The sequence below is a fragment of the Streptomyces sp. SID13726 genome, assembly GCF_010548375.1.
Lineage (GTDB): Bacteria > Actinomycetota > Actinomycetes > Streptomycetales > Streptomycetaceae > Streptomyces.
On sequence record NZ_JAAGLY010000007.1, the window covers coordinates 421,947 to 437,635 of the forward strand.

Genomic DNA, 15,689 nt, shown 5'->3' on the forward strand with positions numbered 1-15,689 from the left:
CCATCAGTCCAGCCAGACATATCCCGCGAGTCGCCCCGTGGCGCGATCGCGGCGATACGAGAAGTGGTCGTCCGACTCCAGCGTGCACACCGGCGACTGCTCCCGGTCGCGCACCCCGAGCCGGTCGAGCTGCGCGTGCACTCCGGCGGCCACGTCGACCGCGGGTGTGCCCCAGCTCGTCTCGGCGTGCGCCGCGGATTCGACGGCGGCGACGTCGGCGCGCATCTCCTCGGGCACTTCGTAGCACCGGCCGCAGACGGCGGGTCCGGTGCGGGCGACGGTCCGGGCGGGGTCGGCGCCCAGTTCCGTCATGGCGCGGAGCGCGGCGGGGACGACTCCGGCGACCAGGCCGGGACGGCCCGCGTGTGCCGCCGCGACGATCCCGGCGACCGGGTCGGCGAGGAGTACGGGCACGCAGTCGGCGGTGAGGACGGCGAGGGCCAGTCCGCGCTCGGCGGTGACGATCGCGTCGACCTCCGGGACCGGTCGCTCGCCCCAGGGCTCGGAGACGACCACGACGTCGGCTCCGTGCACCTGGTTCATCCACACCACGCGGTCGGCCGCGAGGCCGAGCGACTTGGCCGCCGACTCCCGGTTGGTCCGCACGGCCTCGGGGTCGTCGCCGACCGCGCCGCCGAGGTTGAGCTCCTCATACGGAGCGGCGCTCACCCCGCCCCACCGGTCGGTGAAGGCGAAGTGCGCGCCGCTCACGCTCTCGCGCCGTCCTATCACTTCAGGAAGTCCGGCACGTCCAGTTCCTCGGCCGCGCTGTCGGAGTAGGTCCGCGACGGCGGGACCGGCGGGGCGACCGGGAGGTCGGCGGCCGGCTCGGGCGCGGGCTCCAGGTCCTCCTTCGGCGTGACGCTGCCGAGCGAGCCGAAGGACGGGCGGCTCTCGGTCTGCCGTACCGGCGTGGGCTCTTCGCGGCGGGCCGACGAGGCCGTGGACGAACCCATGACCGTCTCCCGGCGGGTCGGCGGCTGGCCCCCGTCGAAGCCGGCGGCGATCACGGTGACGCGGACCTCGTCGCCGAGGGCGTCGTCGATGACCGCGCCGAAGATGATGTTGGCCTCGGGGTGGGCGGCCTCGCTGACCAGCTGGGCCGCTTCGTTGATCTCGAACAGGCCGAGGTCGGAGCCGCCGGAGATGGAGAGCAGCACGCCCCGGGCGCCGTCGATGGACGCCTCCAGGAGCGGCGAGGAGATCGCCATCTCGGCCGCGGCCACCGCGCGGTCGTCGCCGCGGGCCGAGCCGATGCCCATGAGCGCCGAACCGGCCTCGGACATGACCGACTTGACGTCGGCGAAGTCGAGGTTGATCAGGCCGGGCGTGGTGATGAGGTCGGTGATGCCCTGGACACCGGAGAGCAGAACCTGGTCGGCCGACTTGAAGGCGTCGAGCACCGAGACCTGGCGGTCCGAGATGGACAGCAGCCGGTCGTTGGGGATGACGATGAGGGTGTCGACCTCTTCGCGGAGCTCCGCGATGCCGTCCTCGGCCTGGTTGGCGCGGCGCCGGCCCTCGAAGGTGAACGGGCGGGTGACCACGCCGATGGTGAGGGCGCCCAGCGAGCGGGCGATGTTGGCCACGACGGGTGCGCCGCCGGTGCCGGTGCCGCCGCCCTCGCCGGCCGTCACGAAGACCATGTCGGCCCCCTTGAGGACCTCCTCGATCTCCTCGCGGTGGTCCTCGGCGGCCTTGCGGCCGACGGCCGGGTTGGCGCCGGCGCCGAGTCCGCGGGTCAGTTCGCGGCCGACGTCGAGCTTGACGTCGGCGTCGCTCATCAACAGCGCCTGCGCGTCGGTGTTGATGGCGATGAACTCGACGCCCTTGAGACCGACCTCGATCATCCGGTTGATGGCATTGACACCACCGCCGCCGACACCGATGACTTTGATGACTGCGAGGTAGTTCTGCGGTGCTGCCACGTCGAAGGCCTCTCGCCTCGAGTTACGTGTCGTCGCTTCGCGGGTGAGTGCGATCCGACGACTGATGCCGAATGGGACGGTCCGTAGCGCCGACCCGAACCCTAACGCTGAAGTTTAGGGTTACCAGTGTGTCTGTTCCCTGGAGTCTTCTGAACAGGACACTAAGTCGACAAGTGGCGCACGTTCAACGAACACGCCGAACCTCCCGTTTTTCTTTTCACCCTATGTGATCAGCCGTAGCAGTGCCCAACCAGGGTGCTGGCCTGCGCTGATGTGCGTCAACTCCCCGATGACGCAGGGGCGGTGGGAACGCCGACGTCGAAGTGCCGCGCATCGGGGGCGGCTTTCATGAGAGCGGTGAGCGTACGGGCCTTGGTGGCGCCCTTCTCGCTGCTCCCCCACTCGACGGTCCGGCCGTCGCTCAACTCCAGCGAGATGTCGTCGTACGAACGCACCTTGACGGAACGTGTCACGCGCGCGACGGCGGCCGGAATGTCACCCGCGACGCGGACCGCTTCGCGCACGAGCCGGTCCTCGCCGAAGCGGCGCAGGCTCGCGGCCCGGGAACCCGGCTGAGAGAGCGTCAATTGCAGTGCGGGGACGCCTTTCGGGGCCTTGGAAACCGTGGCGAATCGGACACCTTCATCGTCCACTTCGACAAAGTTTCGGCCCTTTTGAACAAGCAGAACCGGAGTCCGCTCGGTCACTTTCAGCCCGATTCCATGAGGCCAGGAACGGACGACGTCAACCACGTCAATTCGGGGCAATTTCCGGCGCAGTCGGGCCTCGATCGCATCGGTGTCGACGGAAATCAGCGGCGATCCGACCGGCACGTCGGCGGCTTCGAGAACCTGATCCCGAGTCAGGACGCGGGTCCCCGAGACCGATACGCGTTCGACGCGCAGCCACTGGGATCCGTACAACAGCCAGACGGAGCCCGCCCCGAGGAGGACGAGCACCACGGCCAGGATGATGATCGTACGAAGTCGAAGGGCCCTCGGTCTCCACCGCCGGACGGGAGGCGGGCCGGACGACTCCTGCTGGCGTTCACCGCGCTCGGCGGTGGTCGGTCCGGCCACGCTCCCTGCCCTTCGTACACGGGTCCTAACGGCGCTGCGAGGCGATCGCCTCGTACACCATGCCGACGAGCAGCTCGTCGGCGTCCCGGCGGCCGAACTCGGCGGCGGCGCGGGACATCTCGTACAGCCGGTGCGGATCGGCGAGCACGGGCAGGACGTTGCCCCGGACCCAGTCCGGCGTCAGTTCCGCGTCGTCGACCAGCAGTCCGCCGCCGGCCTTGACCACCGGCTGGGCGTTCAGCCGCTGTTCGCCGTTGCCGATGGGCAGCGGGACGTAGGCGGCCGGCAGTCCGACGGCGGAGAGTTCGGCGACGGTCATCGCGCCCGCGCGGCAGAGCATCATGTCGGCCGCGGCGTACGCGAGGTCCATCCGGTCCAGGTAACTTACCGGGATGTAGGGGGGCATCCCCGGCATCTGCTGCACCTGCGGCAGTTCGTTCTTCGGACCGACCGCGTGCAGGATCTGGATCCCGGCCTGCTGGAGCCAGGGCGCGACCTGCTGAACGACCTCGTTGAGGCGCCGGGCGCCCTGCGAGCCGCCGGAGACCAGCAGGGTCGGCAGGTTGGGGTCGAGGCCGAACATGTGCCGGGCCTCGGGACGGGCGGCGGCCCGGTCCAGGGTGGCGATGGTGTGGCGCAGCGGGATGCCGATGTAGCGGGAGTTGCGCAGCTTGCTGTCCGGCGTGGCGACGGCGACCTGGGCGGCGTACCGGGAGCCGATCTTGTTGGCCAGGCCGGGGCGGGCGTTGGCCTCGTGGATCACGATCGGCACACCGAGCCGCTTGGCGGCGAGATAGCCGGGCAGCGCCACATAGCCGCCGAAGCCGACCACCGCGTCGGCCTTGGTGCGCTCCAGGACCTGCTCGGTGGCCTTGATCGTGCCGCGCAGCCGGCCCGGCACCGTGATCAGCTCGGGGGTGGGCTTACGCGGCAGCGGGACGGCCGGGATGAGCGCCAGCTCGTAGCCCCGCTGCGGGACGAGCTTGGTCTCCAGGCCCCGCTCCGTGCCGAGGGCCGTGATGCCCACGCTCGGGTCCTGCCTGCGCAGGGCGTCCGCGAGGGCGAGCGCGGGCTCGATGTGGCCGGCGGTCCCCCCACCGGCGAGTACGACATGCACCGAAATTCACCGCTCTCCGGACGAGCGCGCCACCGAGGCACGCCGTCGCATCGTGTTCCATCTCCGAGGCCCCCGTCCCGACGCGGCGCCTCCCGCCCGCCTTCTGCCGAAGCGGGGTTGCCGCATCGAAAGCGCCGCCCGCGCAGCGGGGTCGTCACGCGCGAACGCGATCAGCAGCCCGATGGCGAACATGGTCGGCAGCAGGGCGGACCCTCCGTAGGAGAACAGCGGGAGCGGGACACCGGCGATCGGCAGCAGGCCGAGCACCGCACCGATGTTGATCACCGCCTGAGCGGTGATCCAGGTGGTCACACCTCCCGCGGCATACCTCACGAAGGGGTCCTCCGTGCGTCCGGCCACGCGGATACCCGCATAGCCTAGAGCCGCGAAGAGGGCGAGCACCGACAGCGTCCCCGCGAGGCCCAGTTCCTCACCGGTGACGGCGAAGATGAAGTCCGTGTGGGCTTCCGGGAGTTGGCCCCATTTCTCCACACTCGCACCGAGCCCGGAACCGAAGATTCCGCCGGACGCGAGGGCGTAGATGCCGTGTACGGCCTGCCAGCAGTCGGCGGCCCCGGACTTGGGCTCGGTGGCACCGATGCAGGCCAGCCTGGCCATGCGGTTGGGGCTGGTCTTGATGAGGATCACACCGATGAACGCGGCGACCGACAGCACCCCGACGAACAGCCGGGTCGGCGCCCCCGCGAGCCACAGCAGGCCGAACAGGATCGCCGTCAGGATGATCGCCGTACCCATGTCGCCGCCGAGCATGATCAGCCCGAGCAACAGGAAGGCGACCGGCACGAGCGGCACCAGCATGTGCTTCCACTGGGTCAGCAGCTTCTTGTCCTGCTTGCGGGCCAGCAGGTCGGCCGCCCACAGCACGAGCGCCAGCTTGCCGAACTCGCTGGGCTGGATCTGGAAGGAGCCGCCGAGCGAGATCCAGTTCTGGTTGCCGTTGACCGACATCCCTATCCCCGGCACCTGCACCAGGGCCATCAGGAAGACCGCGCCCGCCAGGATCGGGTAGGCGAGCGCCCGGTGCAGCTTGACCGGCATCCGGGAGGCCAGCAGCAGCAGTCCGGCGCCGATGGAGGCGGCCAGGAACTGTTTGCGGAAGAAGAAGGAACCCGGCAGCGACATCTGGAGCGCGGTGATCTGGGAGGCCGAGTAGACCATCACCAGACCGAGCACGGTGATCAGCAGGCTGCCGCCGAGGATCAGGTAATAGGCGGTCAGCGGCCGGTCCCAGGCGCGCTTGGCGTTGCCGTACAGCCGCTGTACGGGGTTCTCGCGGGAGGGCCGGGAGACGGCGGGTCGCCGGGGCGCCCGCTGTACGGGCGGCCCGCCGGTACGGCTACTGGGCATCAACGCCTCCGCTACGTCGGTCAGGAGCCGAGTTCGCGAACCGCCTCCGCGAACGCGTCACCGCGCTTGTTGTAGTTGGCGAACATGTCCATCGAGGCGCAGGCCGGGGCCAGCAGCACCGTGTCACCTGCGACGGCGAGGCGGGAGGCCTCCTGGACAGCCGCGAGCATCGCCCCAGTGTCGGTCCGGTCGAGGTCGACCACGGGTACTTCCGGGGCGTGTCGCGCCAGGGCTTCGCGGATCAGGGCGCGGTCCTGACCGATGAGCACGGCACCGCGAAGTCGCTTTGCCGACTTGGCGACCAGCTCGTCGAAGGTCGCGCCCTTGGCGAGCCCGCCCGCGATCCACACGATCGACTCGTACGCCGCCAACGAGGCTTCCGCCGCGTGGGTGTTGGTGGCCTTGGAGTCGTCGACGTACGCGACCGAGTCCACGTCGGCCACGTGGGCGATGCGGTGGGCGTCCGGGGTGAAGTCGCGAAGACCGTCCCGTACGGCCCTCGCGGGCACCCCGAAAGCGCGTGCGAGGGCCGCCGCGGCAAGGGCGTTGGCGATGTTGTGCGGGACCGGCGGGTTGACGTCGGAGATCTCGGCGAGCTCCTGGGCGTTCTTGTGCCGGTCCTCCACGAAGGCCCGGTCGACCAGGATGCCCTCCACGACGCCGAGTTGGGACGGCCCCGGAGCGCCGAGGGTGAAACCGACGGCCCGGCACCCCTCCTCGACGTCCGCCTCGCGCACCAGGTCCTCGGTGGCCTTGTCGGCGGTGTTGTAGACACAGGCGACCCGATTGCCCTCGTAGACACGGCCCTTGTCGCGCGCGTACGCATCCATGGAGCCGTGCCAGTCGAGGTGGTCCGGCGCGAGGTTCAGGACGGCGGCGGAGTGGGCGCGCACGGAGGGCGCCCAGTGGAGCTGATAGCTCGACAACTCCACGGCCAGCACGTCGTACCGCTCTTCGCCGAGCACCGCGTCCAGCACGGAGGTGCCGATGTTGCCGACGGCGGCGGTGCGCAGGCCCGCGGCTTTCAGGATCGACGCCAGCATCTGGGTGGTGGTCGTCTTGCCGTTGGTGCCGGTGATCGCGAGCCAGGGGGCCGCGTCGGGTCCCCTGAGCCGCCAGGCGAGTTCGACGTCGCCCCAGATCTCCACGCCGGCCGCGCGGGCCGCCTCGAACAGCGGCTTGTCCGGCTTCCAGCCGGGGGCGGTGACGACGAGTTCGGTGCCCTCGGGCAGGGTGGCGCCGTCACCGAGGCGGACGGTGACGCCCAGCGCCTCCAACTCGGCGGCCTGCTCACGCGCGCGTGGGTCGTCGCCGTCGTTGACGACCGTGACGACGGCCCCGCGCGCGTGCAGCACCTTGGCCGCCGGGAGGCCGGAGACGCCGAGTCCGGCGACGGTGACGTGCTTGCCCTGCCAGTCGAGAGGCTCCGAGGAGGTCACTTTTCCGCTGCCCATCCCGCGTAGAAGAGGCCCAGGCCGACGATCACACAGATGCCCTGGATGATCCAGAAACGGACCACGACCAAGACCTCGGACCAGCCCTTGAGTTCGAAGTGGTGCTGGAGCGGTGCCATGCGGAACACGCGCTTCCCGGTGAGCCGGAAGGAGCCGACCTGGATGACGACCGACATCGTGATGAGGACGAACAGACCGCCCATGATGGCGACCAGCAGCTCGGTGCGGGAGCAGATGGCGAGGCCGGTGAGGACACCGCCGAGCGCGAGCGAACCGGTGTCGCCCATGAAGATCTTGGCCGGCGAGGTGTTCCACCACAGGAAGCCGAGACAGGCGCCCATCAGCGCGGAGGCGATGACCGCGAGGTCCAGCGGATCGCGCACCTCGTAACAGGCGTGCGGGTTGGTCAGGGTCTGCGCGTTGGCGCAGGACTCCTGGAACTGCCAGACGCCGATGAACGTGTACGCGCCGAAGACCAGCACCGAGGCACCGGTGGCCAGGCCGTCCAGACCGTCCGTCAGGTTCACGCCGTTCGACATCGCGAGGATCATGAACAGCGCCCAGACCACGAAGAGGATCGGGCCGATCTTCCAGCCGAAGTCGGTGATGAACGACAGCCGCGTCGAAGCCGGGGTGTTGTTGTGGGCGTCGGGGAACATCAGCGCGAGCACCGCGAAGCTGATGCCGACGATCAGCTGGCCGGCCATCTTCGCCTTGGCCCGGAGGCCCAGCGAACGCCGCTTGACGATCTTGATGTAGTCGTCGAGGAAGCCGACCAGGCCCATGCCGCACATCAGGCCGAGCACCAGCAGACCCGAGTAGGTCGGGGGGTAGCCGGTGATGATCTTCGACAGGAAGTACGCGGCGACCGTCGCCAGGATGAAGGCGATACCGCCCATCGTCGGCGTACCGCGCTTGCTGCCGTGCGTGCGCGGGCCGTCGTCCCGGATGTACTGGCCGTAACCCTTGCGCGCGAGCAGCTTGATCAGCAGCGGGGTGCCGACCAGGGTCAGGAAGAGGCCGATGACTCCTGAGAACAGGATCTGCTTCATCATCGGACGGCAACCTCACCCTCGGCACCGAGCAGCGCCTCGGCGACGCTTTCCAGCCCGACCGACCGGGACGCCTTCACGAGTACGACGTCTCCCGGACGCAACTCGCTGCGCAGCAGGTCGACAGCCGCCTGTGCGTCGGACACGTGCACCGACTCCTCACCCCACGAACCCTCGTTGTATGCGCCCAGTTGCAGCCAGGACGCTTCCCTGCCCCCGACCGCGACGAGCTTGCCGACATTGAGCCGGACAGCGAGCCGTCCGACCGCGTCGTGCTCGGCGAGCGCCTCGTCCCCGAGCTCGGCCATCTTGCCGAGCACCGCCCAGGTCCGCCGCCCCGTGCCCATCGCCGCGAGCGCGCGCAAGGCCGCTCGCATGGACTCGGGGTTCGCGTTGTAGGCGTCGTTGACGATGGTCACGCCGTCCGGGCGCTCGGTGACCTCCATACGCCAGCGGGAGAGGGAGCCCGCCTCGGAGAGCGCGGTGGCGATCTCGGTTGCGGACATGCCCAGCTCATGGGCGACGGCGGCCGCGGCGAGCGCGTTCGACACGTGGTGCTCACCGTACAGGCGCATGGTCACTTCGCTTGCACCGGAGGGTGTGCGAAGCCTGAAGGCGGGCTGTCCGGTGTCCGTGAGTCGTACGTTCTCGGCGCGTACGTCCGCTTCGCCGGACTCTCCGAAAAGGATCACCTTCGCCTTCGTACGGGACGCCATGGCCCGTACGAGGGGATCGTCGGCGTTGAGGATCGCGGTGCCGTCCTCGGGGAGGGCCTCCACGAGCTCGCCCTTGGCCTGCGCGATCTGCTCCCGGCCGCCGAACTCGCCGATGTGGGCGGTGCCGACGTTGAGGACGAGGCCGATCTTCGGGGGCGTCAGATCCGTGAGGTAGGCGATGTGCCCGATGCCGCGGGCGCCCATCTCCAGGACGAGGAAGCGGGTCTCCTCGGTGGCGGTGAGCGCGGTGAGCGGCAGCCCGATCTCGTTGTTGAGCGAGCCCGGTGTGAACACCGTCGGCGCCTTGCTGCGCAGCACCTGCGCGATCAGGTCCTTGGTGCTGGTCTTGCCGGCCGAGCCGGTGAGGGCGACGAGGGTCGCGCCGAGGCGTCGTACGACATGACGCGCGAGGGCGCCGAGAGCCGTCTGGACGTCCTCGACGACGATCGAGGGCACGCCGACGGGGCGCTGGGCCAGTACGGCCACCGCGCCCGCTCCGACGGCCTGTTCCGCGTAGTCGTGGCCGTCGACGCGCTCTCCCACGAAGGCGGCGAACAGACTGCCGTCCGCCACCTGCCGGGAGTCGATGACGACGGGCCCGTGCACCTGCGCCGACGGATCCGGTATGTCGTGCGTCTGCCCGCCGACGACTGAGGCGATCTCGGCGAGAGAGAGGGCGATCACAAGTTCATCCCTGGGTCTTCTGGATGGCTTCTCGAAGCACCTGGCGGTCGTCGAAGGGACGGACCACCCCGGCGATGTCCTGGCCCTGCTCATGGCCCTTGCCCGCGACCAGCACGGTGTCTCCGGGCCGTGCTCGGGCGACGGCTGCGGCGATCGCGGCGGCCCGGTCCTCGAAGACCTGGACCTCGCCGCGCTCGTGTACTGGCACGGACGCCGCGCCCTCGAGCATGGTTGCGAGAATCGCGAGGGGGTCCTCGGAGCGGGGGTTGTCGGAGGTCAGTACGGCGGTGTCGGCGAGGAGGACGTCGGCGGCGCCCATCGGCCCGCGCTTGGTCCGGTCGCGGTCGCCGCCGCAGCCCAGCACGATGTGCACCTTGCCCTCGGTGACCTTGCGCAGGGCGCGCAGGACCGATTCGACGGCGTCCGTCTTGTGGGCGTAGTCCACGACCGCCAGGTAGGGCTGTCCGGCGTCCACGCGCTCCAGCCGGCCCGGCACGCCCGGCACCGCGGCGACGCCGTCGGCGGCGGTCTGCGGGTCGAGGCCCGCGGCGGCCAGGGCGACGATCGCGGCGAGGGTGTTCGCCACGTTGAACGGGCCCGCCAGCGGCGACCTGGCGGTGATCCGCTCGTCCTCGGGGCCGATCACGGTGAACGTCGAGTCCATCGGGCCGACCTGGACGTCCGCGGCACGCCAGTCGGCGTCGGGGTGGCCCTCGGCGGAGAAGGTGACGACCGGGACCGTGGCTTCCTTGGCGAGCCTGCGGCCGTACTCGTCATCGAGGTTGACGACGCCGAGACGGCTGCGTTTCGGCGTGAACAACTGGGCCTTCGCCTGGAAGTAGTCCTCCATGTCGGAGTGGAACTCCATGTGCTCCGGGCTCAGGTTGGTGAAGACGCCGATGTCGAAGACACAGCCGTCGACCCGGCCGAGGACCAGCGCGTGGCTGGAGACCTCCATGGCGACCGCCTCGACACCGCGCTCGCGCATGACCGCGAACAGGGCCTGGAGGTCGGTGGCTTCGGGGGTGGTGCGCTCCGACTTGATGCGCTCGTCGCCGACGCGCATCTCGACGGTGCCGATGAGCCCGGTACTGCGGGTGGTGCGCAGACCGCCCTCGACGAGGTACGCCGTGGTGGTCTTGCCGCTGGTACCGGTGATGCCGATCTGGAGCAGGTCCCGGCCCGGGTGGCCGTAGATCGTGGCCGCCAGTTCGCCCATCCCCGCGCGCGGGTCGTCGACGACCAGGACCGGAAGTCCGGTCGCGGCGGCCCGCTCTGCGCCCGTCGGGTCGGTCAGCACCGCGACCGCGCCGAGGCCGACGGCCTGGGTGACGAAGTCGGCGCCGTGCAGCCGGGCACCGGGGAGGGCGGCGTACAGGTCGCCGGGGCGTACCGCGCGCGAGTCATGGGTGATGCCCGTGACCTCGGCGGCGGATTCCGGCCTGGCGGCACCCAGCTGATCGGCGAGCTCCGCGAGGGGTGTTGCGGAGACCCGGACCGGCCGGGGCGGTCCCGGAAAGGTCACGGGTGCGCCCTTCTGGGTGGTTTGGGACTGATCAGCGTGTGGCACGGCGGTGAGCGTACCGGGCGCACCCGCTTCGGAGCGAAGTGAGGGGCGGGGCGCGCCCTGGTTCCCGGCGTCGGAGGTGATCGTCGTCACGAGGTGGTTCCTGGTGGCCTTTCCGAGGTGCGGACGAGGTGGTGAGGCGCCGCTGATCAGGGCGAGTAGGTGACGGGCAGCTTCGCGGCCTTCGCCCCCGTGGGCGGGACCTGGAGGGTCTTCAGGGCGAACTCCATGACCTGCTTGTAGACGGGCCCGCAGATCTGGCCGCCGAAGTAACTGCCCTTCGTGGCGTTCTGGATGGCGCAGTAGACGGTGATCCGGGGCTTGTCCGCGGGCGCGAATCCGGCGAACGACGAGGTGTAGCCCTTGTACTTGCCGGTGGCCGGATCCACGCGGTTGGCCGTACCCGTCTTGCCCGCGACCCGGTAGCCGGGGATGCGCGCCTTGGTGCCGGTGCCCTCCTGGTCGTCCACGACGGACTCCAGCATCTGGGCGAGGGTCCTGGCCGTCTTGGCGCTGACGACCCTTGTCTCCTTGGGCTTCGCGGCCGGGGTGAAGCGTCCGTCGGGTCCCTTCGTGCCGCGCACGAGCGTGGGTTCGATCCGGACACCGCCGTTGGCGATCGTCGAGTAGACGGACGCGGCCTGCATCGCGTTGAGGGAGACGCCCTGGCCGAAAGGAATCGTGTACTGCTGCGAGGTCGACCAGTCGGCGGGCTTGGCGAGGATGCCCGGGGTCTCGCCGGGGAAGTCGAGGCCGCTGTAGCTGCCGAGGCCGAACTTGCGCAGATAGGAGTAGAGGACCTGGTTGGCCTGCGCCTGGGTCCTGCCGAGCTGGCCGGTCGCCAGGATGGTGCCGATGTTGCTGGACTTGGCGAGCACGCCGTTGAGCGTGAGGTACCAGGTCGGGTGGTCGATGTCGTCCTTGAAGAGCCGGTCGCCGCGGTGCAGCCGGTTGGGCACGATCACGTGCGTCTGCGGGGTGGCCACGCCCTGTTGCAGTACGGCGGCCATCGACATGATCTTGGCGGTGGAACCGGGCTCGTAGGCGTCCTGGAGGGCCGCGTTGCCCATGTTCACCGAACTCGCCTTCGACAGGTCGTTGGGGTCGAAGCCGGGCGCGTTGGCCATGGCCAGGACCTGTCCGGTCCGGGTGTCCTGCACTATCACGTACCCGCGGTCCGCCTTGGACTCCTTCACCTGGTCGGTGATGGCCTGCTGGGCGGCCCACTGGATGTCCCGGTCGATGGTGAGCTCGACGTCGCTGCCGGGCACCGCGGGCGTCTCGGTGGAGCCCACGGTGGGCACCTGGCGGCCGCCGGACTGGGCGTAGCGGATCTTGCCGTCCTTGCCGGCCAGCAGGCTGTTCAGCTGCTGCTCGACCCCGCCGCCGCCCTTGCCGTCGGCGTTGACCCAGCCCAGTATCCCGGCGGCGAGGTCGCCGTTGGGGTACACGCGTTTGGTCGTCGGCACCGAGAGCACGCCCGCGAGGACGTTGGCCGTGCCCGGGTCGGTCTCCGACTTGGCCGCGAGCGCGGACCTCAGGTCCTTGATCTGCTTCCAGACCTGCGGGGTCTGCCGGTTGGCGAGCAGGACGTAGCGCAGCTTCTTGTCCGCCGGCCGCAGCTTCTTGACGATCGTCTCCTGGTCCTGGCCCAGGATCGGGGCGAGCAGGGCGGCCGCCTGCTCGGGACCGTCGTCGACCTTCAGCTGCTTGCGGGTGAACAGCGTCGGGTCGGCCGTGATGTCGTACGCGTCCTCGCTGGTCGCGAGGGCCACGCCGTCCCGGTCGGTGATCCCGCCGCGCTCGGCGGCCAGCGTGTAGCCGACGTACCGGTTCTGCTCGGCCTTGGCCGCGTACGTGCTCGCGTCGACGGCCTGCACCTGGAGCAGTCGTACGACGAAGGCGGCCAGCACCAGGGTCAGCGCGAGGCCGACCAGGCGCAGCCGGGGGCGGGGACTGCCCAGCCGGATCGTCTTGGGGGCCGCGGCCCGGGGCGCCGCGGGGCGCCGGGCCGGGCGGGCGCCGGGGCCCGGGCGCGGCCGGCCCACGGGGCGGGCGGAGCGCTCGGGGCGCGCGGGTCCGGGCACGCGGCGGCGGGGCGGCTGCCTGCCGAAGTCGTCGGACACTTCCGTCACCTGCCGGGGGTCGGGGTCGGATTCGCGGAGGGCGGGACTTCGGAGGGGGCGGGCACGGTGCTCTCCTCCGGCGCCGGGCTCGGGCTGTCCGTCGGCGTGGGCGCGGCCTGGTTGCCGATCGCCTCGGGGGCGAGGACGAGAGGCATCCGCACGGAGGCCGGTTCGGCTCCCGAGGCGGGCGACGGGACGCCCTTGACGGTGCCGTCGGGATCGAGGAAGGCCGGGTCGCCGCCGGGCACCATGCCGAGTTCGTGGGCGCGGCGCACCAGGGCGTCGGGCGCGGAGTAGGCGTCGATGTCCCGCTGGAGCGCCTGTTCCTCGTCGGTGAGGCTCTTCGTGTCCCGCTGGAGGTCGTCGAGCTTGAACGACCCTTCGCTGAGCGCGGAGTTCAGCACCAGCAGCCCGATGAGGCCGCCGCCCAGCAGCAGGACCACGAGGAGCACGAACGGGGTACGGGCCGCCTGTCCGGAGCCCGTCGGGCCGGGGAAGAGGCGCGCGAGACGGGCCGCCCTCCCCTTCAGTTCGGGTTTCCTACTCACACACCCTCCAGTGAGTCCGGTTCCCCAACTCACTTACGTGCCTCATTCGATGGACTCCCTGATTCGCTCGGCGCCCCGGCAGCGCGCCGGTGCCGCCCGCCGGTTCTCGGCGATCTCTTCCTCGGTGGGAAGTTCGGCACCGCGCGTGAGCAGCTTGAGCCGGGGCTGGTACTGCTCGGGGACGACGGGCAGCCCGGGCGGGGCGGTGTTGGCGGCGCCGGCCGCGAACACCTGCTTGACCAGCCGGTCCTCCAGCGAGTGGTACGACAGCACGGCGATCCGGCCGTGCACGGCGAGCGCCGCCACCGCGGCCGGGATCGCCCGCTCCAGGACGGAGAGTTCGCCGTTGACCTCGATGCGCAGCGCCTGGAAGGTGCGCTTGGCGGGGTTGCCTCCGGTGCGCTTGGCGGCCTGCGGCAGGGCGTCACGGATCAGCTCGACGAGCCGCGCGCTGTTGGTGAACGGCTCCTTGTCGCGCTCGCGCACGACGGCGGACACGATCCGCTTGGCCTGCTTCTCCTCGCCGTACGCCCGCAGGATCCTGACGAGTTCGCCCGCCGGGTAGGTGTTGAGGACCTCGGCGGCGCTGACGCCGGTCGTCTGGTCCATGCGCATGTCGAGCGGGGCGTCCTGGGCGTAGGCGAAGCCGCGGTCGGCCTCGTCGAGCTGCATGGAGGAGACCCCGAGGTCGAAGAGGACGCCCTGCACGCGCGCGATGCCCAGCCGGTCGAGCACGTCCGGGAGTTCGTCGTAGACCGCGTGGACCAGGGTGGCGCGCTCGCCGAAGGGCGCGAGCCGCTCGCCGGACAGGCGCAGCGCCTCCTTGTCGCGGTCGAGGGCGACGAGCCGGGCCTCCGGGAAGCGCTGGAGCAGGGCCTCGCTGTGGCCGCCGAGGCCGAGCGTGCAGTCGACGACGACCGCTCCCGGTTCCTGGAGGGCGGGGGCCAACAGGTCCAGGCACCGCTGGAGCATCACCGGGACGTGTCGACTCTGGCTCAAGGGGCCCTCTCAGGTCCGGCGGGGCCCGGACGCACCGCCGGGTCCCCGGCCCGCTGATGAAAGGGTGACCTGCCGGCGCCGGAAGCGTCAGCCGACCGGGAGCGGGAGGAGGCCGAGCCGTACGTACGCGCCGCGCACGTGGGGAGAGCTCCGGAAAGTCGCCGGGGTCTCCGGGGGAAAGTCCAGCAGGGAGGCCTCGCCTCCCGCTTCGCGTCACTTTAGTCCACGCCGTCTCGCGGTCAATCAACCGGCCTGCGCGTCGCGGTCCGGCCCGGGGACGAAGCCGCGGACCGGGGGAAATCACCCGACCGGGCGCACCCTCCCCACTCATGTGGCTTAGCTCACAAAGTGCACGTGATGACGCTCTTTTTCCCTTCTCACCACAAGACCGGAACGGCGGTGACCAGTACCGTCGTGGGTATGACGACTTCCGCATCCGCCACCACCGCATCCGAAGGCGCCATACGCGGCGGCACCGTGACCGACCGCCTCGTCGACGCGAACGAGCGGTACGCCTCCGCGTTCGCCGACCCCGGGATGGACGCCCGCCCCGTTCTGCACGTGGCCGTCGTGGCCTGCATGGACGCCCGTCTCGACCTGCACGCCGCGCTCGGCCTGGAGCTCGGCGACTGCCACACCATCCGCAACGCCGGCGGGGTGGTCACCGACGACGTGATCCGCTCGCTCACCATCAGCCAGCGCAAGCTCGGCACCCGCAGCGTGGTCCTCATCCACCACACCGGCTGCGGCCTGGAGGCGATCACCGAGGACTTCCGCACCGAGCTGGAGATGGAGGTCGGCCAGCGTCCCGCGTGGGCCGTGGAGGCCTTCCGGGACGTCGACCAGGACGTACGGCAGTCCATGCAGCGGGTGCGCACCTCGCCCTTCATGCTGCACACCGACGACGTCCGCGGCTTCGTGTTCGACGTGAAGACGGGCCTGCTGCGCGAGATCGACCCCGCGTAGGACCGCCGGGGATCGCGTGCGACCGGCCGCCGTAGCTGTCGTTTCGCTGTTGATTTCGGCCCTCGGGGTGCCCAAACCGCCGTAA

At 70.6% G+C, this 15,689-nt stretch carries 13 protein-coding genes; 1 reads left to right on the top strand and 12 read right to left on the bottom strand.

What is annotated here, in order from left to right; genetic code table 11:
• Window positions 1-3: 3 nt before the first annotated feature.
• From pgeF to rsmH, 12 genes are all read right to left on the bottom strand, one after another.
• Complete coding sequence (gene pgeF / locus G3I78_RS21630) at window positions 4-732, bottom strand: peptidoglycan editing factor PgeF (protein ID WP_164427027.1); 729 nt, start codon at window positions 730-732, stop codon at window positions 4-6.
• Window positions 729-1,928, bottom strand: coding sequence for a cell division protein FtsZ (ftsZ, locus tag G3I78_RS21635; RefSeq protein WP_164427029.1), 1,200 nt, complete (start codon window positions 1,926-1,928; stop codon window positions 729-731). The genes pgeF and ftsZ overlap by 4 nt, the downstream gene beginning before the upstream one ends.
• Window positions 1,929-2,206: 278 nt before the next feature.
• Entirely contained in the window at window positions 2,207-3,007 is an 801-nt protein-coding gene (gene ftsQ, locus G3I78_RS21640) for a cell division protein FtsQ (protein WP_164427031.1), read from the bottom strand.
• 25 nt (window positions 3,008-3,032) lie between these two features.
• Complete coding sequence (gene murG, locus G3I78_RS21645) at window positions 3,033-4,124, bottom strand: undecaprenyldiphospho-muramoylpentapeptide beta-N-acetylglucosaminyltransferase (RefSeq protein WP_164427033.1); 1,092 nt, start codon at window positions 4,122-4,124, stop codon at window positions 3,033-3,035.
• 6 nt (window positions 4,125-4,130) lie between these two features.
• Window positions 4,131-5,492 carry a putative lipid II flippase FtsW gene (ftsW, locus tag G3I78_RS21650; protein WP_164427035.1) on the bottom strand — a complete coding sequence of 454 codons (1,362 nt, stop codon included), beginning with the start codon at window positions 5,490-5,492 and terminating at the stop codon, window positions 4,131-4,133.
• A 20-nt stretch (window positions 5,493-5,512) separates the two neighbouring features.
• Window positions 5,513-6,946 (bottom strand): UDP-N-acetylmuramoyl-L-alanine--D-glutamate ligase, encoded by a 1,434-nt coding sequence (gene murD, locus G3I78_RS21655; RefSeq protein ID WP_203615245.1) that lies wholly within the window; start codon window positions 6,944-6,946, stop codon window positions 5,513-5,515.
• Entirely contained in the window at window positions 6,928-8,001 is a 1,074-nt protein-coding gene (gene mraY, locus G3I78_RS21660) for a phospho-N-acetylmuramoyl-pentapeptide-transferase (protein ID WP_164427037.1), read from the bottom strand. The genes murD and mraY overlap by 19 nt, the downstream gene beginning before the upstream one ends.
• Complete coding sequence (gene murF, locus G3I78_RS21665) at window positions 7,998-9,398, bottom strand: UDP-N-acetylmuramoyl-tripeptide--D-alanyl-D-alanine ligase (RefSeq protein ID WP_164427039.1); 1,401 nt, start codon at window positions 9,396-9,398, stop codon at window positions 7,998-8,000. The genes mraY and murF overlap by 4 nt, the downstream gene beginning before the upstream one ends.
• Before the next feature lie 4 nt (window positions 9,399-9,402).
• A complete protein-coding gene (locus G3I78_RS21670) occupies window positions 9,403-10,923 on the bottom strand; it encodes a UDP-N-acetylmuramoyl-L-alanyl-D-glutamate--2,6-diaminopimelate ligase (RefSeq protein WP_164427041.1) in 1,521 nt (506 codons plus the stop codon).
• Between the two features lie 191 nt (window positions 10,924-11,114).
• Complete coding sequence (locus G3I78_RS21675) at window positions 11,115-13,091, bottom strand: penicillin-binding protein 2 (protein ID WP_164427043.1); 1,977 nt, start codon at window positions 13,089-13,091, stop codon at window positions 11,115-11,117.
• Window positions 13,092-13,096: 5 nt separating this feature from the next.
• Entirely contained in the window at window positions 13,097-13,639 is a 543-nt protein-coding gene (locus tag G3I78_RS21680; RefSeq protein ID WP_164427045.1) for a hypothetical protein, read from the bottom strand.
• A 42-nt stretch (window positions 13,640-13,681) separates the two neighbouring features.
• Entirely contained in the window at window positions 13,682-14,638 is a 957-nt protein-coding gene (gene rsmH / locus G3I78_RS21685) for a 16S rRNA (cytosine(1402)-N(4))-methyltransferase RsmH (RefSeq protein WP_164427047.1), read from the bottom strand.
• Window positions 14,639-15,058: 420 nt separating this feature from the next.
• Between rsmH and G3I78_RS21690 the strand changes: the two genes are divergently transcribed.
• Entirely contained in the window at window positions 15,059-15,604 is a 546-nt protein-coding gene (locus G3I78_RS21690) for a carbonic anhydrase (RefSeq protein ID WP_239157945.1), read from the top strand.
• The last annotated feature ends 85 nt before the right edge of the window (window positions 15,605-15,689 follow it).

What these genes read in the sequence shown, in the direction of transcription:
- ftsW (WP_164427035.1), bottom strand. Translation starts at nt 5,492, where the DNA reads ATGCCCAGTAGCCGTACCGGCGGGCCGCCCGTACAGCGGGCGCCCCGG.
- murD (WP_203615245.1), bottom strand. Translation starts at nt 6,946, where the DNA reads ATGGGCAGCGGAAAAGTGACCTCCTCGGAGCCTCTCGACTGGCAGGGC.
- mraY (WP_164427037.1), bottom strand. Translation starts at nt 8,001, where the DNA reads ATGATGAAGCAGATCCTGTTCTCAGGAGTCATCGGCCTCTTCCTGACC.
- G3I78_RS21690 (WP_239157945.1), top strand. Translation starts at nt 15,059, where the DNA reads ATGACGACTTCCGCATCCGCCACCACCGCATCCGAAGGCGCCATACGC.